This window comes from Microbacterium sp. Ag1, assembly GCF_001005635.1.
Classification (GTDB): domain Bacteria; phylum Actinomycetota; class Actinomycetes; order Actinomycetales; family Microbacteriaceae; genus Microbacterium; species Microbacterium oxydans.
Window position 1 is genome coordinate 175,225 of the sequence record NZ_LBCR01000028.1, and the last position, 19,364, is coordinate 194,588.

The window sequence follows — 19,364 nt, forward strand, 5'->3', positions numbered from 1 at the left end:
GCGGCCTCGGTAGGATCGAGGGGTGGCAGTGAACCAAGATCTGGTCGGCCGGGAGTTCCCGCCGACGGCCCCGTACCTCGTCGGCCGGGAGAAGGTGCGCGAGTTCGCTCGTACCGTCTTCGCCGACGCCCCGCAGCACACCGACGTCGAGGCGGCCCGCGCAGCCGGCTTCTCCGACGTCGTGGCGCCGCCGACGTTCGCGATGGTCATCCAAGACCTCACGCTTCAGCAGCTGCTGGGTCAGGAGGACTCCGGCATCGCGCTCGAGCGCACCATCCACGCAGAGCAGCGCTTCACCTACACGCGCCCGATCGTCGCAGGAGATGAGCTCACCGCCCAGCTGCGTGTCACCGGCATCCGCATGATGGGCGGGAACGCGATGATCACCAGCGAGGCCGAGATCACCGACCCGGCGGGAGCCCACGTCGTGACCGCCACCAGCGTGCTGCTCGTCGGCGCCGAGCCGAGCGCCGAGGAAGAGGGGGCCGCCTGATGGGCTACACCGTCGGAGACGTGGTCGCCGAGCGCACCGTGCACCTCACCCGCGAATCGCTCGTCCGCTACGCGGGAGCATCCGGGGACTTCAACCCCATCCACTACCGCGACGACGTGGCGGCCTCTGTCGGGCTCCCCGGCGTGCTCGCGCACGGCATGCTCACGATGGGCATCGCCTCGTCGGTGGTCGTCGCCGCACTCGCACCGGAGACGCGCATCCTCGATTACGGGGTGCGCTTCACCAAGCCCGTCGTGGTCGACCCGGTCGAGGGCGCCGATGTCACCGTCGTGGCCACCGTCGGCGCTGTCGACGACGAGGTCGCCCGCATCGACCTCAAGGTCACGTTCGGCGACACCACCGTGCTCGTCAAGGCGCAGCTGCGCGTCGCCGTCTGATGAGGACGGTCTGATGCGGGAGATCGAGGCGGTCCGGCTCGCGGAGCTGACCACACTGCGCACGGGCGCGGCGCCGGAGCGGATGTTCGAGGCGACGACGACTTCCGGACTGGTCGACGCTCTGCGCGAGACCTGGGCGCGGGGCGACGAGTGGTTCGTCCTCGGTGGCGGATCCAATCTCTTCGTGGGCGACGAGCCGTTCGAGGGCACGGTCATCCGCGTGCGCACCGAGGGCATCGACGAGCTGCCGTCCCCCCACGCGGGTCGCATCCGTCTGCGTGCGCACGCCGGACACGGCTGGGACGACTTCGTCGCGTACGCCGTCGCGCACGGCTACGCGGGTCTCGAGGCGATGAGCGGGATCCCCGGTACCGTCGGCGCGGCCCCCGTGCAGAACATCGGCGCGTACGGCCAGGAGATCCAGGAGACGCTGGTCGAGGTCGAGCTGATCGACGAAGCGACCGGCGAGGTCTCGACCGTTCCCGCCGCGGAACTCGGGCTGGGCTTCCGCACCTCGGTGCTCAAGCATCACCACGGCAGCGTGCCGCTGCGCCGTGCCGTGATCCTCTCGGTGACCGTCGACCTGCTGGTCGCCGGTGAGCGCGTGGTGCGCGGCGAGCAGCTGCGTCGGGCGCTCGGCCTCACGGACGACACCCCGGTTCCGCTGGGCTGGGTGCGGGAGCGCATCCTGGCGACTCGGGCGTCGAAGGGCATGCTGCTCGATGCGGACGACCCGGACACCCACGGCGTCGGCTCGTTCTTCCAGAACGCGATCGTGACGGCGACCGTGGCCGCAGCGCTGCCGCCGGAATGCCCGCGCTGGCCGGTCGCCCCCGACCTCGACGCCGTGACGGTCATCCCGCTCGCGTCCTACGACGGGCAGGTGCCGCTGTCGAAGCCGGCCGCCGTCTCCGACGTCAAGGTGAGCGCGGCGTGGCTCATCGAGCAGGCAGGCATCCGCAAGGGGTTCAAGCTGCCGCACTCCCGCGCATCCGTGTCGACGAAGCACGCGCTCGCTCTGACCAACCGAGGTGGCGCGACCGCTGGTGAGGTCGCCGAGCTCGCGCGGTTCATCCAGAGCAGGGTGCACGCCGAGTTCGGTCTCGTGCTGCAGCCGGAGCCCGTTCTCGTCGGCGTCGAGCTCTAGAGCGTCGAGGGGTAGGGCACGTCGTCGGTCGCGGCTACACTCGCGGCATGAGCGGACTGATCCCGTACCCGTTGTTCCCCGGCAACGCCGCAGAGGCGCTCGGTCACTATCGATCGGTGTTCGGCGGTGAGCTCCAGCTGCTCGACTATGCCACGGCAGGACGCCACGACGGTCCGGGCGACGCGGTCGCGCACGGACAGCTGAGCGGGCCGGTCGAGGTCGCCGGGGCGGATGCGGGTGCGGATGACGACGCGGTGCAGATGAGCGGCATGTTCCTCTCGCTCCTCGGCACAGCGGATGCCCTGACCCTCACCGACTGGTACGACAAGCTGGCGGCAGACGGACGAGTCATCGACGCGCTGCAGAAGCGTCCGTGGGGAGACTTCGACGGCACGCTCGTCGACCGCTACGGCGTCCGCTGGCTGATCGGCTTCCACCCCGAGGACTGAGGTGTGTCCCTGCCGAAGTAGGGACGAGACGACGGCAGGAAGATCAACACGACCGCCGTGGTGGTGAGGACGAGGGCCGCGAGGCCGACCGGGAACTCCCAGGTCGTGCCCGTTGCCGCAGGGACGTAGAGCGCGAGGGGGAGCGGGAACAGCACGGTCGCGTATCGGGCCCACGACTTTCCTCTTGTGACGAGCACGGTGACGGTCGCGTAGACGACCACCGGTACGAAGGGGAGCACACTGAGCAACGCTCGCCACTCTCCTCCCCAGTACCAGAGGAAGGGGGCGACCAGGAGCGAGGCGAAGAAGATCAGCACGGTCACCGTGATCAGGATGGCGAAGGCCACCCGCAGACTCACAGGCATCCCCTCACCCTCCACTTCGTCGGCCTCCATCCCCATACCTCCAGTATCCCCCCTCACCCCTCGCCCCTCCCCCCTCGCCCCTCACACGCGTCGAGACCCATCGTCGGCGCCGAGACCCACTCCCGCAAGCGACTGCAGGAGTGGGTCTCGGCGAGTGCAATGGGTCTCGACGGGGGTGCCGGGGGCGTGGCGCGACTCAGGCGAACAGACGCTGCAGGCGCTGGACACCCTCGAGCAGCTGGTCGTCGCCGAGTGCGTATGACATGCGGATGTAGCCGGACGGGCCGAAGGCCTCACCGGGCACGACGGCCACCTCGGCCTGGTCGAGGATGAGGTCGGCGAGCTCGAGCGAGGTGGTCGGCGTCACACCGCCCCAGGTGCGACCGAGCAGACCCTGCACGTCGGGGTACACGTAGAACGCGCCCAGCGGGTTCGGCACCACGAGGCCGTCGATCTTCGACAGCTCGGAGACGATGAGCTGGCGGCGGCGGTCGAAGGCCTGTCGCATCTGCTCGGCCGCGTCCTGCGGACCGGTGAGGGCGGCGATCGCAGCCTTCTGGGCGACGTTGTTCACGTTGCTGGTGAGGTGCGACTGCAGGTTACCCGCGACCTTGATGGCGTCGGCCGGACCGACCATCCAGCCCACGCGCCAGCCGGTCATGGCGTAGGTCTTCGCGACGCCGTTGACCAGGATCGTCTGGCCGGCGACCTCGGGGACGGCTTCGACGATCGAGGTGGCCTTGACGCCCTCGTAGGTGAGGTTCTGGTAGATCTCGTCGCTGATGATCCAGATGCCGTGCTCGAGCGCCCACTCGCCGATGGCTCTGGTCTCCTCGGCGGTGTAGACGGAGCCGGTGGGGTTCGACGGTGAGACGAACACGAGTGCGGTGGTGCGGGCGGTACGAGCGGCCTCGAGCTGCTCGACCGTGACCTTGTACTCCTGGTCGGCGCCGGCGAAGACCTCGACGGGGGTGCCGTCGGCGAGGCGGATGGCCTCGGGGTACGTGGTCCAGTACGGCGCGGGCAGCAGCACCTCGTCGCCCGGGTTCACCACGGCCTGGAAGGCCTGGTAGACCGACTGCTTGCCGCCGTTGGTGACGATGACCTGGCTCGGAGACACCTCGAGGCCCGAGTCGCGGAGGGTCTTCGCCGCGATCGCCTCGCGCAACGCCGGGAGGCCGGGAGCGGGCGTGTACCGGTAGCTCGCCGGGTCGGCCAGAGCTTCGGCCGCCGCATCGACGATGAACTGCGGCGTCGCGAAGTCGGGCTCGCCGGCAGCGTATGAGATGACGTCCTTGCCTTCGGCCTTGAGGGCCTTGGCCTTGGCGTCGACCTTGAGGGTCGCGGACTCGGCGATGGCGGACAGCTTGCGAGAGAGAGGAGCGCGTTCGGTCACGATTACGAGCGTACTCGGGTCGGTGCGGCAGGAGAGGTGTGGGATGCCGCCAAGATCCGGAGTTCTTTCGGGTTCGGAAGGTCAGTCGGTCGTGAGTCCGTGGGCCTGCGCGACGGCCGGGAGCGTGATGCGTCCGCCCTGCACGTTCAGCCCCTTCGCGAGCGCCGCGTCCTCAGCCGCCGCACGCTCCCAGCCCTTGCCTGCGATCGCCGAGACGTAGGGGAGGGTCGCGTTGGTCAGCGCACGGGTCGCCGTCTCCGGCACCGCGCCCGGCATGTTCGCGACGCAGTAGTAGATCGAGTCGTGCACGGCGAACGTGGGGTCGTCGTGGGTGGTCGGGCGCGACCCCTCGAAGCATCCGCCCTGGTCGATCGCGATGTCGACGAGCACCGAGCCCGGCTTCATCGCGGCGACCATGTCGTCGGTCACCAGCTTGGGAGCGGCGGCACCCGGGATCAGCACGGACCCGATCACGAGGTCGGCGCTCTTCAACTCCTCGGCGATGTCGTAGCGGCTCGATGCGCGGGTCTCGAGAGCGCCGCCGTAGCGGTGCTCGAGCTCACGCAGGCGCGGCAGGGAGACGTCGATCACGGTGACCTTCGAGCCGAGTCCGAGTGCGTTCGCCGCGGCGTGCTCGCCCGCGACGCCGCCACCGATGACGACGGTCTTGGCACGCGGCGTGCCGGCGATGCCACCGAGCAGCATTCCGCGTCCGCCCTGCGACCGCAGCAGTGAGTACGAGCCCATGGTGACGGAGAGGCGTCCCGCGATCTCGCTCATCGGCACCAGAAGGGGCAGGCTGCGGTCGGGAAGCTGCACGGTCTCATAGGCCACGGCCGTGGTTCCCGCGTCGACGAGGGCGGTCGTCAGAGCGCGGTCGGCGGCGAGGTGAAGGTAGGTGAAGAGGGTGAGGTCGTCGCGCAGGAAGCCGTACTCCTGAGGGATCGGCTCCTTCACCTTGATGACCAGATCGGCCTCGCCCCACGCGTCGGCTGCGATCGCCACGATGTCGGCACCGGCCGCGCGGTAGTCGTCGTCGGTGATGCGCGAGCCGAGCCCTGCGCCGGACTGCACGAGCACCTGGTGGCCCTCGCGCACCAGGCGGTCGGCGCCGGCGGGGGTGAGGGAGACGCGGTTCTCGTTGTTCTTGACCTCGGTGGGGACGCCGATCTTCATTGATCCTCCAGGGTTCGATGCGGTGCGGCACTCAGGATCGCAGAAACATCGACAGAACAACAGAATCCGTGAAGATGATTCGCTCTGCGCACGGATCCTGAATAATGCTTCGTATGGAGACGACATCGGAGGCCTCGGAGCCGAATACCGTTCGGGCGCCGGCGCTCGATGCGGTCGACGCGAAGATCGTGCAGCTGCTCACGGCGGACGGCCGCATGACCAACGCCGAACTCGCCGGACGACTCGGCGTCGCCCCTTCGACGGCGCACACCCGCCTGCGCGCCCTGGTGGACCGCGGGGTGATCACGGGGTTCCACGCGAGTGTGGACGAGCGGATGCTGGGTGCCGGGCTGCAGGCTGTGATCGGTGTGACCCTGCGGCCGAGCGGACGGAGGGAGAGCATCGTCGAGTTCGCGGATCGCGTGCGGGTGCTGCCCCAGGTCATCCAGGTGTTTTTCCTGGGTGGAGACGACGACTTCCTCTTGCACATCGCCGTCGCGGACTCATCCGAGATGCGCGAGTTCGTGCTGGAGCACCTCTCGGCGCAGAGCAGCGTCGCCTCCACCCGCACGAGCATCGTGTTCGACTATCACCGCAACTCGGTGGCCGCGTCCTTCCGCTGAGGTGCCGGAGCGTTCTCGTCAGGCGCCGTAGGAGGCGGGCAGGGCGCAGTAGTCCGCGAACCGCCGCTTCGGATGTGCCGGGTCGGAGACGTCGACGATCGAGCCGGCCACGGTGTGGGGCGGTTCGTCGCCCGCCAACTGCCACAGCGCGTAGTTCCACATCCCCCTGCTGCGCTCGCCGATCAGGGCGGCTGGACCGGAGACGAGCAGGATGTCGTCGCTCTTCGGTCCCTCCCGGAACGCGGTGACCACGCCGCGGAGCTCGGTCTTGTCGCCCTCTGCGGAGTGTTCGCGCACGACCTGCTGCCCCGACGCCGTCAGAGCGGTGGCGAGTTCGTCGGCTGCCTGTCGCGAGCGCTCGGCATCCGCCCCGGCCACCGCGAGCAGCCGCCGCCCACGCGGATAGAAGTGCAGGAACTCGGTGGCGATGTCTGCCCAGACGTCGGTCATGCCTCCAGGCTACGCCCGCGTGCCCGCCCCGGCTCCGGACGCGGAAGAGTCCCGGGCCGCAGCTGCCGCCCGGGACTCTTCCTCTCGCGCTCAGTCCTCGTCGATCAGGTATCGGCTGTAGGCGCCCAGCGTGAGGAAGGTCGGGAACTCCTCCTGCAGGGCGACCTCGCGGAAGATCTCCGCTGCGTCGTCGTAGCGGTCGCCGTGGCTGCGGGTCGCCTGTGCGAGCACCTGGTCGATCAGCCCCTCGATGTACTCCGCCGTGATGGGGGTGCCGTCCTGCGTGGTGCGGTCCTGGTGGATCCACTGCCACACCTGTGAGCGGCTGATCTCCGCGGTCGCGGCATCCTCCATGAGGTTGTCGATCGCCACAGCGCCGAGCCCGCGCAGCCAGGCCTCCAGGTAGCGGATGGCGACCGACACGTTGTCCCGCACACCCTGGGCGGTGATCGGGCGGCCGATGTGTAGGTCGAGCAGGTCGCGCGCCTCCACGTGCACGTCGTCGCGCTGGCGGTCGACCTGGTTCGGGCGGTCGCCCAGCACGGCGTCGAACTCAGCCTGCGCCGTGGGAATCAGGTCGGGGTGCGCCACCCACGTGCCGTCGAAGCCGTCTCCGGCCTCGCGCTTCTTGTCGGCAGACACCTTCTCGACCGCACGCGCCGTCACCTCGGGGTCGCGGCGGTTCGGGATGAACGCACTCATGCCGCCGATCGCGAAGGCTCCGCGCTTGTGGCACGTCTGCACGAGCAGGTCGGTGTAGGCCCGCATGAACGGCACCGTCATCGTGACCTCGCTGCGGTCGGGGAGCACGAAGCGCGCCCCGCGGCCACGGTAGTTCTTGATGATCGAGAAGATGTAGTCCCAGCGCCCGGCGTTCAGGCCGGCGCAGTGGTCGCGCAGCTCGTACAGGATCTCGTCCATCTCGAACGCGGCAGGCAGCGTCTCGATCAGCACGGTGGCGCGGATGGTGCCGTGCGGGATGCCGATGTACTCCTCGCTGAACGAGAAGACGTCGTCCCACAGCTTCGCCTCCTCGCTCGACTCCAGCTTCGCGATGTAGAAGTACGGGCCTCGCCCGGCCTCGATCAGCGCCTGTGCGTTGTGCAGGAAGTAGAGACCGAAGTCGACCAGCGACCCGGATGCCGAGGTGCGACGGCCCGCCCGGTCGATGAAGGCGACGTGCTTCTCGGGCAGGTGCCAGCCGCGGGGGCGCATCACGATCGTGGGCGTGCGCTCCGCGGTGACGCGGTACTTCTTGCCGGGTCCGGATTCGGAGGCGGGCGCGGTGAAGGAGAGTTCTCCTCGGATCGCGTCCTTGAGGGAGAGCTGACCCTCGATGACGTTCTTCCAGGTGGGACTCGTGGCGTCCTCCTGGTCGGCGAGCCAGACGCGGGCGCCGGAGTTGAGCGCGTTGATGGTCATCTTCGGGTCGGTCGGCCCGGTGATCTCGACGCGGCGGTCCTCGAGGCCGGGGCCGGCGCCGGCGACCCGCCAGTCCCGGTCCTCGCGGATGTGGGCCGTGTCGTCGCGGAACTTCGGGTCGTGCCCGTTGCCGATCTCGAAGCGTCGGCGCATCCGGTCGGCGAGCCGGTCGTGACGGCGGGACGCGAACCGATGGTGCAGCTCGGTGAGGAAGGCGATCGCCTCAGGCGTGAGGATCTCCTCGTAGCGGTCGCGGATGGGGCCGGTGACCTCGATCGCCGGACCCTGCTGGGTCGTCTGGATCGGTGCCGTGGTGGTCGTGGGAGTGGTCATGATGAGTCCTTGTACGTCGGTGTCCTCATCCGCCGAGACCCACGGTGGTCGCCGAGACCCAACGCTGCAGACGATCGCGGCGGTGGGTCTCGACGGCGGGGATGGGTGTCGGCGAGACGGGAACGAAGTGGGGATCAGTGGAACTGCGCGGCTTCGGTGGAGCCGGCGAGGGCGAGGGTCGCGCTGTCGGGGTTGAGCGCGGTGGAGATGACGTCGAAGTAGCCGGTGCCCGCCTCGCGCTGGTGCTTGGTGGCGGTGTAGCCGTCCGCCTCTGCGGCGAACTCGGCCTCCTGCAGCTCGACGTAGGCGCTCATGGCGCGATCCGCGTAGCCGCGGGCGAGGTCGAACATCGAGTAGTTCAGGGCGTGGAATCCGGCCAGCGTGATGAACTGGAACTTGTAGCCCAGATCAGCCAGCTCCTGCTGGAACGTCGCGATCTCGGCGTCCGACAGGTGCTTCTTCCAGTTGAAGCTCGGCGAGCAGTTGTAAGCCAGGAGCTTGCCGGGGAACTGTGCATGGATCGCCGCGGCGAACGAGCGGGCGAGCTCGATGTCGGGCTCTCCCGTCTCGACCCACAACAGGTCGGCGTAGGGGGCGAAGGCGAGGCCGCGGCTGATGACAGACTCCAGACCGGGGCGGATCCGGTAGAACCCCTCGGTGGTGCGCTCGCCGGTGGTGAACTGCTGGTCGCGCTCGTCGACGTCGCTGGTGAGCAGGTCGGCGGCGAGGGCATCGGTGCGGGCGATGATGACGGTCGGGACGCCGGCGACGTCAGCGGCGAGACGGGCCGCGTTCAGGGTGCGGATGTGCTGCTGGGTGGGCACGAGCACCTTGCCACCGAGGTGGCCGCACTTCTTCTCGCTCGCCAGCTGATCCTCCCAGTGGATGCCGGCGGCGCCGGACTGGATGAGCGACTGCGCGAGCTCGTAGGCGTTGAGCGGTCCGCCGAAGCCCGCCTCGGCGTCGGCGACGATCGGGGCCAGCCAATCCTGCGTGGTCTCACCCTCGGCGTGCTCCAGCTGGTCCTGGCGGATGAGCGCGTTGTTGATGCGGCGCACGACCGCCGGCACCGAGTTCGCCGGGTACAGCGACTGGTCCGGGTAGGTCTGACCGGCGAGGTTGCCGTCGGCGGCGACCTGCCAGCCGGAGAGGTAGATGGCCTTGAGGCCGGCCCGCACCTGCTGCACGGCCTGGCCTCCGGTGTAGGCGCCGAGCGCCCTGACGTAGTCCTCGGTGTGCAGGAGGTTCCAGAGGTTGTCGGCCCCGCGGTGAGCGAGCGTGGCCTCTTCGCGAACCGATCCACGGATGCGGATCACATCCTCGGCCGTGTAGGTGCGCTCGACACCGTCCCACCGGGGATCGGTATCCCAGATCTCCTGAAGCTCGGCTGCCGTCTGAACCTGGTCGCCGGCTCGCAGACCGGCGGGGCGGGGCGTCGGGGTGTTGGCGGTGTTCGTCATGGTGTCTCCTCGGTGGATCCGGCTGCGGTGCCGGAGTGGCGTGGTTCCACTGTGAGTGAAGTTCACGAGCTTGGCCGACCGATTCCGGGGAGAAGATCGGTCGAAATTCTGTTTCTGTGACAGAATCGCCCGCATGAGCACCATCGACGCTGCAGAAGAGACCGACGCCCTCACGATCGGCCGCCGCATCCGCCAGCTCCGTACGGCGAAGGGGATGACCCTCGACGACCTCGCCTCCGCCGTCGACCGGGCGCCGAGTCAGATGTCGATGATCGAGACCGGCAAGCGCGAGCCGAAGCTCACGCAGCTGCAGGCGATCGCCCGGGCTCTCGGGGTCACGATCGACGCGCTGCTGGAAGGCGAGCCGCTCGACGAACGCAGCGCGGTCGAGATCGCCCTGGAGCGGGCGATGAAGGGCCAGACGTTCCAGGCCCTGGGCATCGAGCCGTTCCGCATCGCGAAGAGTCTGCCCACGGATGCGCTGAAGGCGCTGCTCGCTCTGCACGGCGAGATCGACAGGCTCAAGGACGAGCGGGCCGCGACGCCCGAAGAAGCTCGCCGGGCGAACGTCGAGCTGCGGCACCTGATGCGGCGGCAGGACAACCACTTCGCCGACCTCGAGACGAAGGCCGCCGAGATCCTCGCCGCGGTCGGTCACCCCGGCGGCCCGCTGACGCAGCGCACCGCATCCGAGATCGCGGCCTACCTGGGCTTCACCCTGCACTACGCGCCCGACCTGCCGCAGACCACCCGCAGCGTCGCCGACCTCGCCAACGGCAGGCTCTACCTCTCCAGCAGTGTGCCGGCGAAGGGCGATGCCCGCACCGCGGTGCTGCAGGCGCTGTCGAGTCGCATCCTCGGGCACTCCGAACCACGCAGCTACGCCGAGTTCCTGCGTCAGCGCGTCGAGACGAACTACCTCACCGGCGCCCTGCTCATCCCGGAGGCGCACGTCGTCCCCGCCTTGAAGGACGCCAAGCAGCGGAGGGCGATCTCGATAGAAGACCTGCGTGACGGATACTCGGTGTCGTACGAGACGGCGGCGCACCGCTTCACGAACCTCGCGACCCGGCACCTCGACATCCCGGTGCACTTCCTCAAGGTGCACGAGTCGGGCACCATCACCAAGGCGTACGAGAACGACGACGTGAACTTCCCGACCGACCGGCTCGGGGCCATCGAGGGGCAGATGTGCTGCCGCCGGTGGACCTCGCGCGTGGTGTTCGATGAAGACGACCGCTTCAACCCGTACTACCAGTACACCGACACCGGCAACGGGACGTATTGGTGCACCGCCCGGGTGGAGTCGTCGAGCGAGGGGCTGCACTCGGTGAGCGTGGGAGTGCGCTTCGACGACACGAAGTGGTTCGTGGGGCGTGACACCTCGCATCGCGGCGTCTCGAAGCATTCGGTCGAGGTGTGCTGCCGTCGGGCTCCCGCCGATCTGGAGGACCGCTGGCGCGAGAACTCGTGGCCCAACGTGAAGACCCCGCGCACGCTGCTGGCGACCCTGCCCACCGGAGCCTTCCCCGGCGTCGACACGACCGACGTGTACGAGTTCCTGGAGGCGCACGCACCGCGGTGAGACCCCGGTCGATACGCTCAGTCGATGAGCAGCGACGTCTTCCCCGGTCCGTTCGGCCCGATGCCCGAGGCAGGGTCCGCCGCGATCATGTGGATGCCGTCGCCGTCGGATGCGCGGAGACCGGTGCGGTTCATCGGCGGCTTCGAGCCGTTCGCCGGGTTCGTACGGAGTCAGGGCGCGGACCCGAATCTCCTGGCCCACGACCTCGCGGCGACGTGGGATTTCGTGGCCGCGCATCATGTGATCCTCGACAGCGCCGACCTGGCCGCTGCGGCGGCGCGTTTCGTGGGCAACGTCATCGCCATGGTGCATCCGGCAGCGACATGGCGGATGGCGGCCGAGCCCGAGATAGGGACGAACACCCTCTCCATCCCGGTCGAGGCGCTCGTGCAGGGGATGGTGCGGCAGTCCGACCAGCGCGAAGCCTTCCTGCGGATGATCGAGTCGTGGGATCAGGACGACCTCGACGACCAGGAGGTGAGGGCGCTGTCCGCCGAGGCGCCCGAGCGCACCGCCGTGCTCCCTGCGAGCGCCTACGTCCGTCCCGCTCTCCCGCTCCTGCTCTTCCGCGACGACCGGGGCGAGGTCATCCGCTACGGACGCCGCTGGTCCGAGGGTGCCCCGCCGGAGGAGGCCTACTCCCGGGAATCGCACCCGGAGCGCTTCGAACCGTTGCTTCTCGTGGTCGAAGCCCTCGTCGAACACCTTCGTGCCGGGTACGAAGTCGAGGTGCGGCGTGAGCGCGATGAGGGAGGTGCCGAAAGCATCGTGCTCGACCCCGCGGTCGGAGCGGCGATCAGCCTCGCTCCGATGCCTCCCGTCGTCCGCGTCGAAACCGGGGCACTCTTCCATGCGATCGTCCCGTCGTGCGTGTGCGACGCCTGCGACGAGACTGCCGAAAGCGCGGCGGACGAGATAGAGCGGATCGTGCTGTCCGTCGCCTCAGGCGGTTTCCGGGAGAAGTACCCCGTCGGGCGACGCGCCTGGCTGTACACGGAGGTGCGGTCCCCCGACGGGGAGCGTCGGGAGACCGCCGCGGGTCCGGCCCCGGAGCTGACCGCGGACGAGCGGGAGCGCGTGACGTCGCTGTTGAGCGGACTCGATGGCGGCTGGTGGCCGGCCTGGCCCCTCCGCTCGACCTCGGTCTGACCTCCGGTCTCCGCTGTCCTCATGGGCGGAGGCATGGTGCGCCCGTCATGCCGTTCGTCAAAACTTAGTTTGATCTTGCTTAGTCAAGATTGACTATGTTACTTTCATCGAGCCATCAACGACGAACGGCCGAGAAGGGACCCTCATGGCTACTTCCCCTGCGGAAACCCGATTCCGCATCACTGCCACCCTGACGTGCGTTCTCGCCGCCACGCTGACGCTCGGAGCATGCTCCGCGCAGACGCCAGGCGGCGATACCGCCCCCACGAGTGCGAACGACAGCGACGCCTGCAAGCGGAATCAGGATGCCGGCACCATCACCTACATCTCCGGTTACGGCTACTCCGCCAGCGCCGGTCAGCTCGATGTGTTCCTCGCCGAGGAGCTGGGCTACTTCGACGATCTGTGCCTCGATGTCGAGATCAACGCCTCAGGGGCGAACGGTCAGCAGCTCGTGGCTTCCGGGCAGGCGCAGTTCACCGCGCTCGGCTCCGCGTCCGATGTGATGCTGGCGGCCGCCAACAGCAAGAACCTCACGGCGGTCGCCACCTATGGCACCACCCCGCCGTTCTCCATCTTCGGCAACGAGAAGCTCGAGAGCCTCACGGACCTCGAGGGCGGATCGCTCGGGTACTTCATCAACCTGACACCGATCGCCTCGGCCATGCTCGACGAAGCCGGGGTCGACGTCTCGAAGGTCGAGATGGTGAAGATGACCAACTACGACCCGACCGTCGTGGTGCGCGAGCAGGTCGACGCGATCGTCGGCTACGCCTCGAACCAGCCCCAGTCGCTCAAGGCACAGGGCATGCCGTTCAGCGAGTTCCTCCCCTCCGACCTCGGCGTCGAGGGCACGTACAACGTGATGGAGGTCAACTCCCGGTTCCTCGATGAGCACCGCGAGGTCGCCGCCGACTTCATGCGCGCGAGCCTCAAGGCGCTCCAGTACTGCCTCGACGAATCCGATGCGTGCATCGACAAGCTGGCGAAGCTGGCCGAGGACAACGGGCAGGGAGCCGCGTTCCCGCGCGAGCAGCTCGCCCGCACGTGGGAGGTGGAGTCCGCCTGGGTGCGCGAGAGTGCCGGCGGCAACCCCGGCGTGCAGAACGAGTCCATGTGGGAGCCCGAGTACGCCCTCGTGAAGAAGTACGGCGACGTCAAGGAGCTGCCCGCGATCGCCGACATGATGGACGCCGACCTGGTCGCCGACCTCTACGACGGTGACACCCTGATCTGGCAGGAGAAGTGATGACGGTCGCACACGGCGCCGGCGTCGAGGTCAGGAACGTCTCGAAGTCCTTCGGCGTCGACGGCGCGAAGGTCACCGTGCTCGATGACGTGAGTCTCACGATCGGGATGGGCGAGTTCGTCTCGGTGATCGGGCCCAGCGGTTGCGGGAAGTCCACGCTGCTCAAGGTGGTCGCCGGGCTCCTCGACGCCGACTCCGGCACCGTCACGATCGACGGCGAGAGCGTCAGGGCGGCCTCGCGTGACAAGAAGATCGGACTCGTGCCGCAGTCTCCGGCGCTGCTGCCGTGGAAGACGGTGCGCGAGAACGTCGAGCTCCCCGTGCGGATCAACCGCGGGGCCAACGGCGACCGTGCGCTCCGCGACCCGGCCGAGCTGCTGTCGACCTTCGGCCTCGGCCATGCGCTGAAGAAGTACCCGGGGCAGCTCTCCGGGGGTATGCAGCAGCGCGCCGCGATCGCCAGAGCGTTCGTGTTCGACCCGGCGATCATGCTGATGGACGAGCCGTTCTCCGCCCTCGACGAGATGAACCGGGACCTGCAGCGGATCGCTCTGCTGGACTTCTGGCAGTCGAACCGCAAGGCCGTGATGTTCGTCACGCACTCGGTGCCGGAGGCGATCATGCTCTCCGACCGCATCGTGGTCATGGCCGCGCACCCCGGACGCATCGCCCAGGTGATCGACGTGAACCTGCCGCGACCGCGTACCGAAGAGGCCTACGCGACGGACGAGTTCCGCGAACTGGAAGCAGTCGTGCGCGGTGCGCTGCGCGCGCAGACGGAGAAGGCCCATGTCTGAGCTGACGATGAGAGACACCACCGCGACGATCGCGACCGCCCGTCTGAAGGGCCAGCCCCGCCGCGGCGCTCCCTCCTGGCTGCGGTGGGGATCGTGGGGCCCCACCCTGATCACCTTCGTGATCGCCGCGCTGCTCTGGCAGGTCGTGGCCTGGACCAACCCATACGTGCTCCCCACGCTGGAGGCGATCGGTGCGAGCCTCGTCGATGACGCCGGCATGTACTGGTCGAACTTCCTCGTCACGCTGCTCGAGGTGGTGGTCGGTGCCTCCGCCGGCATCCTCGCCGGGTTCCTCCTGGCTGTGGTGATGGCGGAGTTCCAGATCATCGAGCGGGCGGTCATGCCGCTCGTGATCATCGTGATGGTGACCCCCATCGTCGCGATCGCCCCGGCGCTGGTCGTGGCGTTCGGCTTCGGCATGGTGCCGAAGTTCATCGTGACCGGCCTCGTGGTGTTCTTCCCGATGCTCGTGAACTCCCTCGCAGGGCTCCGCGACGTCGACCAGAAGGCCATGGACGTGTTCAAGACGCTGCATGCCTCGCGGTGGGAGATCTTCCGCGAACTGCGCTTCCCCGGCAGCATGCCGTACGTGTTCGCCGGCCTCCGCATCGCCCTGCCGCTCGCCGTGGTCGGCGCCGCGGTCGCCGAGTTCGTCGCGGCGGGGCAGCAGGCCGGCCTCGGCTCGCTCGTCACCACCTCGGCCGCCCAGGCGAACCTCCCCGTCACCTGGGCCAGCATCGCCCTGCTGTGCCTGCTCGGCGTGCTCCTCATCATCGTCCTCGCCCTGGTGCGCAAGCGCGTGCTCTGGTGGAGCGACGGCGAGGTCACGGCCAAGGGCTGACGCGGCGCCCGCCTCCCGGGACGGGATCCCCCACCCGTCCCGGGGTTCCTCCGGCGTGCCCGGAGAACAGCCCAGATCCACCCGAACCACCCACAAGGAAGGCACCCGCACATGACCGATCAGAACACCGTCAAACCGCTGCGTCTCGGCCTCTTCGAGAACGCGCAGGCGAACGACTCCGGCACCGCGACCTGGCGGCACCCCGACAACGGGCGCTACCTGTTCGACAAGCTCGAGTACTGGCGCGACACCGCGCGCATGGTCGAGGACGCCGGGTTCGACTTCCTTTTCCTCGCGGATGCCTGGGGCTGGGCCGACGTCGCGGGTGAACGCCCCGAAATCTGCTCCGTCGAAGGCCTCGATCTGCCCCGGCTCGACCCGGCGATCATCCTTGCCGCACTCATCCCCGAGACCACGCGACTGGGGCTCGTCGCCACCGGATCCACGCTGCTCGAGCCGCCCTATTCCTTCGCGCGCCGCATGGCGACGCTCGACATCCTCTCGGGCGGACGCATCGGCTGGAACGTGGTCACCACGGGCACGGCCGACACCGCGGTGCAGGGCTTCGGTGTGCCGATGGTCGGCCACGACGAGCGCTACCTCATGGCCGACGACTTCATGCAGGTCGTCTACAAGCTGTGGGAGCAGGCGTGGGAGGAAGGCGCCCTGGAGCGCGACAAGGCCGGTCGCTTCGCCGACCCGTCCAAGGTGCACCGCATCGCGCACGACGGTCCCTATTTCCGCTCGCACGGCTACGGCAACACCTCGCGCTCGCCGCAGGGGACGCCGGTGCTGTTCCAGGCCGGGGCATCGCCCGCCGGTCGCGAGTTCGGCGGCAAGCACGGCGAGGCGATCTTCGTCGGCAGCGGTTCGGTCGAACAGCTCAGTGCGCACTCGAGTGCGATCCGCGAGGAGGCCGTCAAGAACGGTCGCGGGGCCGACGAGGTCAAGATCATGTCGGCGTTCGCCGCGGTCGTCGGCAGCACCGAGGAGGAGGCCCGGCGCAAGTACGCCGAGGTCGCCGACGCGCAGAACCCCGATGTCACGGTCGCCTCCTACGCATGGTTCACCGGCCTCGACCTCTCGGCGTACGCGCCGAACACGCCGATGTCGGAGCTCAGCACCGAACTCTCGCAGACGCAGGTCGCCCGCTTCGCGGACAAGACCGTCGGCGATGTGCTGGGGGATTGGCACGCGCACGGCGTCGGAGCCCGCCCCATCGTCGGCACCCCGGAGCAGGTCGCTGACCGGATGATCGAGCTCGCCGACGGCGCCGACCTCGACGGGTTCCTGTTCGCCCCCGTCATCCCGCCGGCCTCGACCGTCGACTTCATCGAGCACGTGCTGCCGATCCTCAAGGAGCGCGGCGCGATCGCGGAGCCCTCGTCCGAGCCGCAGTCGCTGCGCGAGCGCCTGATCGGCACGCCCACGCCGGCGCTCGCCGAGTCGCACACGGGCTCGCAGTACCGGCGGACGATGTCGCGTGTCTGACACCCTCGCCGGCGTCGCCGTGGTGGGGAGCGCGAACCTCGACCTCGTGGTCGAGGTCTCGCGCCCTCCGCTCGTCGGTGAGACGCTCCTTGGCCGTGCCGGTGGCCGCTTCTCGGGCGGCAAGGGCCTGAACCAGGCCGTCGCCTCCGCCCGCAGCGGGGCGTCCACGCGGTTCTGCGGGGTCGTCGGAACGGACGAGGCCGGCGACGTGCTGCAGCGGACGCTGGCGGATGCCGGAGTAGAGGCGGCCCTGCGCCGAAGCGCCGTCGCCCCGACCGGTGTCGCCCATGTGCTGGCCTTCGACGACGGGGACAACAGCATCATCGTGGCGGCCGGCGCGAACGGGGAGCTCGGCGCCGATGACGCGGTCGCCGGGGTCGAGGGCGCCGCGGTCGTCCTCGCTCAGCTGGAGATTCCTCTCGCGAGCGTGGCGGCGGCGCTGCGGGCCGGCCGCGCAGCGGGAGCGCTGACGATCCTGAACGCCGCGCCCGCACACGCGGCGACGATCGGGATGCTCGCCGACGTCGATGTGCTGGTCGTGAACGAGACCGAGTGCGCCGAGCTCGGCGGCATCGACCGGCTGTACGCCGCCGGTGCCGGGCTCGTGGTCCTCACCCGAGGTGCCGGGGGAGTGACGCTGCACCGGGCGGGAGACGACCCGCTGCACGTCGACGCCTTCCGGATCGATCCGGTGGACACGACCGGCGCCGGTGACGCGTTCTGCGGGGCACTGGCAGCTGCGCTCGCTCAGGGGGCTGCCATCCAAGCGGCGCTGATCCGCGCCTGCGCTGCCGGCGCTGTCGTCGCCCAGCACCGCGGCGCGACGACGACTGCTCTCTCGCCCACCTCGATCGCGGCGCTCGTGGCGTCGCGCTGAGGTCAGTCCGAGGCGGCAGCGTCAGCCGTTGCCGCGCTCTCGACCGTCTCGCCGGCGAAGGTGTACTCGCCGTCGCGCAGACGAGCCAGCAGGTCGAGCAGCCACTGCTTCTCCGCAGTGAGACGCGCGGTGGAGAGGTCGAAGATCTCCCGCACGTACTTCGGGGTGGTCTCGGAGCGCAGGGTGTCCTGCACATCGAAGCCGTTCTGCGTGATGATCGCGTCGCTCTTGATGAGGCGGTGCTCGAGGCCGGCGATCACCTCCTGCCGGCTCAGCACGAACATGAACGAGGCCACGGTCATGATCGCCTGCGTGTCGAAGGCCGCCACGTTCCAGAGGTTCTCGCGCAGCATGCGCTGCAGTTCGACCTCGCCGGCCGGAGTGATGCGGTACGTCGTGCGGGCCGGACGCTTCCCCTCGGCTTCGGTGCCGCTCTCGGCGATGTAGCCGTCGACCTCGAGCGCGCGCAGGGCGTTGTAGATCGAGCCCGGCTGGATGTGGGCCCACTCGTCGACGTGCCACGTCATGAGTTCTCGGCGGAGGAAGTACCCGTGCACGGGCTGGAACTGCTTCACGGCACCGAGGACGACGAGGCGGGTGGTCGACATGACCCTCATGCTAACGGCTGGGATCACACATTCCTGTTGTTTGCATGATCAAAGTTGCCTATTATCTGAACTAGTCAAAGTTGACTAACGAAAGGAAGCCGAAATGACGACTGCCGTGACCGACGCGCTGCCGAACGATGCCCTGCCGCGCGATCTCGCCCTCCGCCGAGCCTTCTCCGTGTATCCGACCGGCGTCGTGGCCCTCGCCGCGCACGTGGAGGATCGCGCCGTCGGCATGGCCGTCAACTCCTTCACCTCGATCTCGCTCGAACCTGCGCTGGTCGCGATCAGCGCGGCCCGCACGTCGAAGACCTGGCCGGTGTTGCGTGCGGTTCCCGAGCTCGGCATGAGCGTTCTCGCAGCGCACCACGAGCCCCTCAGCCGGTCGCTCTCCGCGCGAGAGGGCGACCGGTTCGGTGGGCATGAGTGGCGGCGCACGGATGGGGGCGCCGTCCTGATCGCCGACGCGGCCCTGTGGCTCACCTGCCGTCTGCACAGCACCTTCGACGGCGGGGACCACGAGATCGCACTGTACGAGATCGCCGACGTCACGTTGTTCGACGACATCGAACCGCTCGTCTTCCATCAGAGCCGTTACCGCTCCATCGCCGCCCCCGAGAGCGCGTGAGCACTTCGCCGCTCGGGACGATCGTCGGACGGGTCGTCCCCGGCGACGGCCGCGGGCGTGAGCTCGGCTTCCCGACGGCGAACCTCGAACTCGATGGTGCGCGTCTGCCTGAGGACGGGATCTACGCGGCGTGGGTGCGGATCGACGATGATCCGCGGCACCGTGCGGCGAGTGTCAGCGTCGGGACGAACCCGACCTTCGAAGGCGATCGCGGCCGACGCGTCGAGGCGCACCTGCACGATGTGGACCTGGATCTGTACGGCCGACGGCTGGCCGTGACTCTCGTCGCGCGTCTGCGCCCGACCCTGCGCTTCGACGGCGTCGACGCTCTGATCGCGCAGACCGCAGACGACGTGACCCGCTGCCGCACCCTCCTCACCTCCTGACCCCCCGGCACCCGCGTGTCGGCGGCAGTGGGAGAGGTGGG

Annotated in this window: 21 protein-coding genes; 14 read left to right on the plus strand and 7 right to left on the minus strand. The window is 69.0% G+C overall.

The window, feature by feature from the left end; translation table 11 throughout:
* Positions 1 to 22 precede the first annotated feature (22 nt).
* The 4 genes from AAY78_RS08330 to AAY78_RS08345 are packed head-to-tail and all read left to right on the plus strand — an operon-like array spanning position 23 to position 2,487.
* Entirely contained in the window at positions 23 to 493 is a 471-nt protein-coding gene (locus AAY78_RS08330) for an FAS1-like dehydratase domain-containing protein (protein ID WP_046747833.1), read from the plus strand.
* The gene (locus tag AAY78_RS08335; protein ID WP_046747834.1) at positions 493 to 891 is read left to right on the plus strand and encodes a MaoC/PaaZ C-terminal domain-containing protein; all 399 of its coding nucleotides are present in this window, start codon (positions 493 to 495) and stop codon (positions 889 to 891) included. The genes AAY78_RS08330 and AAY78_RS08335 overlap by 1 nt, the downstream gene beginning before the upstream one ends.
* Before the next feature lie 13 nt (positions 892 to 904).
* Complete coding sequence (locus AAY78_RS08340; RefSeq protein WP_046747835.1) at positions 905 to 2,038, plus strand: UDP-N-acetylmuramate dehydrogenase; 1,134 nt, start codon at positions 905 to 907, stop codon at positions 2,036 to 2,038.
* A gap of 47 nt (positions 2,039 to 2,085) precedes the next feature.
* Entirely contained in the window at positions 2,086 to 2,487 is a 402-nt protein-coding gene (locus tag AAY78_RS08345) for a VOC family protein (protein WP_046747836.1), read from the plus strand.
* Here the strand turns inward: AAY78_RS08345 and AAY78_RS08350 are convergent.
* The 3 genes from AAY78_RS08350 to ald form a co-directional block, all read right to left on the minus strand.
* Entirely contained in the window at positions 2,445 to 2,852 is a 408-nt protein-coding gene (locus AAY78_RS08350) for a hypothetical protein (protein ID WP_156172631.1), read from the minus strand. The two genes, AAY78_RS08345 and AAY78_RS08350, sit on opposite strands and share 43 nt — an antisense overlap.
* Positions 2,853 to 3,048: 196 nt before the next feature.
* The gene (locus tag AAY78_RS08355) at positions 3,049 to 4,248 is read right to left on the minus strand and encodes a pyridoxal phosphate-dependent aminotransferase (RefSeq protein ID WP_046747838.1); all 1,200 of its coding nucleotides are present in this window, start codon (positions 4,246 to 4,248) and stop codon (positions 3,049 to 3,051) included.
* Positions 4,249 to 4,329: 81 nt separating this feature from the next.
* Positions 4,330 to 5,424, minus strand: a complete 1,095-nt coding sequence (gene ald / locus AAY78_RS08360) for an alanine dehydrogenase (RefSeq protein ID WP_046747839.1) — start codon at positions 5,422 to 5,424, stop codon at positions 4,330 to 4,332.
* Between the two features lie 104 nt (positions 5,425 to 5,528).
* Between ald and AAY78_RS08365 the strand changes: the two genes are divergently transcribed.
* On the plus strand, positions 5,529 to 6,047 hold the full coding sequence (locus AAY78_RS08365; protein ID WP_082108623.1) for an Lrp/AsnC family transcriptional regulator: 519 nt from the start codon (positions 5,529 to 5,531) through the stop codon (positions 6,045 to 6,047).
* An 18-nt stretch (positions 6,048 to 6,065) separates the two neighbouring features.
* Here the strand turns inward: AAY78_RS08365 and AAY78_RS08370 are convergent, their stop codons facing one another.
* The 3 genes from AAY78_RS08370 to aceA all read right to left on the minus strand — a co-directional run bounded on the left by AAY78_RS08370 (position 6,066) and on the right by aceA (position 9,712).
* The gene (locus AAY78_RS08370; RefSeq protein ID WP_046747841.1) at positions 6,066 to 6,497 is read right to left on the minus strand and encodes a hypothetical protein; all 432 of its coding nucleotides are present in this window, start codon (positions 6,495 to 6,497) and stop codon (positions 6,066 to 6,068) included.
* A 90-nt stretch (positions 6,498 to 6,587) separates the two neighbouring features.
* Positions 6,588 to 8,252 (minus strand): malate synthase A, encoded by a 1,665-nt coding sequence (gene aceB / locus AAY78_RS08375; protein ID WP_046747842.1) that lies wholly within the window; start codon positions 8,250 to 8,252, stop codon positions 6,588 to 6,590.
* Between the two features lie 134 nt (positions 8,253 to 8,386).
* Positions 8,387 to 9,712, minus strand: a complete 1,326-nt coding sequence (aceA, locus tag AAY78_RS08380; RefSeq protein WP_046747843.1) for an isocitrate lyase — start codon at positions 9,710 to 9,712, stop codon at positions 8,387 to 8,389.
* A gap of 133 nt (positions 9,713 to 9,845) precedes the next feature.
* Between aceA and AAY78_RS08385 the strand changes: the two genes are divergently transcribed.
* The 7 genes from AAY78_RS08385 (at position 9,846) to AAY78_RS08415 (ending at position 17,701) form a co-directional block, all read left to right on the plus strand.
* Positions 9,846 to 11,297 (plus strand): helix-turn-helix domain-containing protein, encoded by a 1,452-nt coding sequence (locus AAY78_RS08385; RefSeq protein ID WP_046747844.1) that lies wholly within the window; start codon positions 9,846 to 9,848, stop codon positions 11,295 to 11,297.
* Between the two features lie 24 nt (positions 11,298 to 11,321).
* The gene (locus AAY78_RS08390) at positions 11,322 to 12,446 is read left to right on the plus strand and encodes a DUF6226 family protein (protein WP_046747845.1); all 1,125 of its coding nucleotides are present in this window, start codon (positions 11,322 to 11,324) and stop codon (positions 12,444 to 12,446) included.
* Between the two features lie 145 nt (positions 12,447 to 12,591).
* Complete coding sequence (locus AAY78_RS08395) at positions 12,592 to 13,695, plus strand: ABC transporter substrate-binding protein (protein ID WP_046747846.1); 1,104 nt, start codon at positions 12,592 to 12,594, stop codon at positions 13,693 to 13,695.
* Complete coding sequence (locus tag AAY78_RS08400) at positions 13,695 to 14,492, plus strand: ABC transporter ATP-binding protein (RefSeq protein WP_017201539.1); 798 nt, start codon at positions 13,695 to 13,697, stop codon at positions 14,490 to 14,492. Before AAY78_RS08395 ends, AAY78_RS08400 begins: the two co-directional genes overlap by 1 nt.
* Positions 14,485 to 15,333, plus strand: coding sequence for an ABC transporter permease (locus AAY78_RS08405; RefSeq protein ID WP_046747847.1), 849 nt, complete (start codon positions 14,485 to 14,487; stop codon positions 15,331 to 15,333). The genes AAY78_RS08400 and AAY78_RS08405 overlap by 8 nt, the downstream gene beginning before the upstream one ends.
* A 111-nt stretch (positions 15,334 to 15,444) precedes the next feature.
* Positions 15,445 to 16,824 (plus strand): NtaA/DmoA family FMN-dependent monooxygenase, encoded by a 1,380-nt coding sequence (locus AAY78_RS08410; RefSeq protein WP_046747848.1) that lies wholly within the window; start codon positions 15,445 to 15,447, stop codon positions 16,822 to 16,824.
* Positions 16,817 to 17,701 carry a PfkB family carbohydrate kinase gene (locus AAY78_RS08415; RefSeq protein WP_046747849.1) on the plus strand — a complete coding sequence of 295 codons (885 nt, stop codon included), beginning with the start codon at positions 16,817 to 16,819 and terminating at the stop codon, positions 17,699 to 17,701. The genes AAY78_RS08410 and AAY78_RS08415 overlap by 8 nt, the downstream gene beginning before the upstream one ends.
* Positions 17,702 to 17,703: 2 nt before the next feature.
* On the opposite strand, the gene AAY78_RS08420 is transcribed toward AAY78_RS08415, so the two are convergent.
* The gene (locus tag AAY78_RS08420; RefSeq protein ID WP_046747850.1) at positions 17,704 to 18,309 is read right to left on the minus strand and encodes a PadR family transcriptional regulator; all 606 of its coding nucleotides are present in this window, start codon (positions 18,307 to 18,309) and stop codon (positions 17,704 to 17,706) included.
* Between the two features lie 103 nt (positions 18,310 to 18,412).
* Here AAY78_RS08420 and AAY78_RS08425 point away from each other — a divergent pair, with 103 nt between their 5' ends.
* Positions 18,413 to 18,937 carry a flavin reductase family protein gene (locus tag AAY78_RS08425; protein ID WP_046747851.1) on the plus strand — a complete coding sequence of 175 codons (525 nt, stop codon included), beginning with the start codon at positions 18,413 to 18,415 and terminating at the stop codon, positions 18,935 to 18,937.
* Positions 18,934 to 19,323 carry a riboflavin kinase gene (locus tag AAY78_RS08430; RefSeq protein ID WP_046747852.1) on the plus strand — a complete coding sequence of 130 codons (390 nt, stop codon included), beginning with the start codon at positions 18,934 to 18,936 and terminating at the stop codon, positions 19,321 to 19,323. The genes AAY78_RS08425 and AAY78_RS08430 overlap by 4 nt, the downstream gene beginning before the upstream one ends.
* Positions 19,324 to 19,364 lie beyond the last annotated feature (41 nt).

Coding starts and splice junctions, on each gene's coding strand:
- AAY78_RS08335 (WP_046747834.1), top strand. CDS start 493: ATGGGCTACACCGTCGGAGACGTGGTCGCCGAGCGCACCGTGCACCTC.
- AAY78_RS08340 (WP_046747835.1), top strand. CDS start 905: ATGCGGGAGATCGAGGCGGTCCGGCTCGCGGAGCTGACCACACTGCGC.
- AAY78_RS08345 (WP_046747836.1), top strand. CDS start 2,086: ATGAGCGGACTGATCCCGTACCCGTTGTTCCCCGGCAACGCCGCAGAG.
- AAY78_RS08350 (WP_156172631.1), bottom strand. CDS start 2,852: ATGCCTGTGAGTCTGCGGGTGGCCTTCGCCATCCTGATCACGGTGACC.
- ald (WP_046747839.1), bottom strand. CDS start 5,424: ATGAAGATCGGCGTCCCCACCGAGGTCAAGAACAACGAGAACCGCGTC.
- AAY78_RS08365 (WP_082108623.1), top strand. CDS start 5,529: ATGCTTCGTATGGAGACGACATCGGAGGCCTCGGAGCCGAATACCGTT.
- AAY78_RS08370 (WP_046747841.1), bottom strand. CDS start 6,497: ATGACCGACGTCTGGGCAGACATCGCCACCGAGTTCCTGCACTTCTAT.
- aceB (WP_046747842.1), bottom strand. CDS start 8,252: ATGACCACTCCCACGACCACCACGGCACCGATCCAGACGACCCAGCAG.
- aceA (WP_046747843.1), bottom strand. CDS start 9,712: ATGACGAACACCGCCAACACCCCGACGCCCCGCCCCGCCGGTCTGCGA.
- AAY78_RS08385 (WP_046747844.1), top strand. CDS start 9,846: ATGAGCACCATCGACGCTGCAGAAGAGACCGACGCCCTCACGATCGGC.
- AAY78_RS08390 (WP_046747845.1), top strand. CDS start 11,322: ATGAGCAGCGACGTCTTCCCCGGTCCGTTCGGCCCGATGCCCGAGGCA.
- AAY78_RS08395 (WP_046747846.1), top strand. CDS start 12,592: ATGGCTACTTCCCCTGCGGAAACCCGATTCCGCATCACTGCCACCCTG.
- AAY78_RS08400 (WP_017201539.1), top strand. CDS start 13,695: ATGACGGTCGCACACGGCGCCGGCGTCGAGGTCAGGAACGTCTCGAAG.
- AAY78_RS08405 (WP_046747847.1), top strand. CDS start 14,485: ATGTCTGAGCTGACGATGAGAGACACCACCGCGACGATCGCGACCGCC.
- AAY78_RS08410 (WP_046747848.1), top strand. CDS start 15,445: ATGACCGATCAGAACACCGTCAAACCGCTGCGTCTCGGCCTCTTCGAG.
- AAY78_RS08420 (WP_046747850.1), bottom strand. CDS start 18,309: ATGTCGACCACCCGCCTCGTCGTCCTCGGTGCCGTGAAGCAGTTCCAG.
- AAY78_RS08425 (WP_046747851.1), top strand. CDS start 18,413: ATGACGACTGCCGTGACCGACGCGCTGCCGAACGATGCCCTGCCGCGC.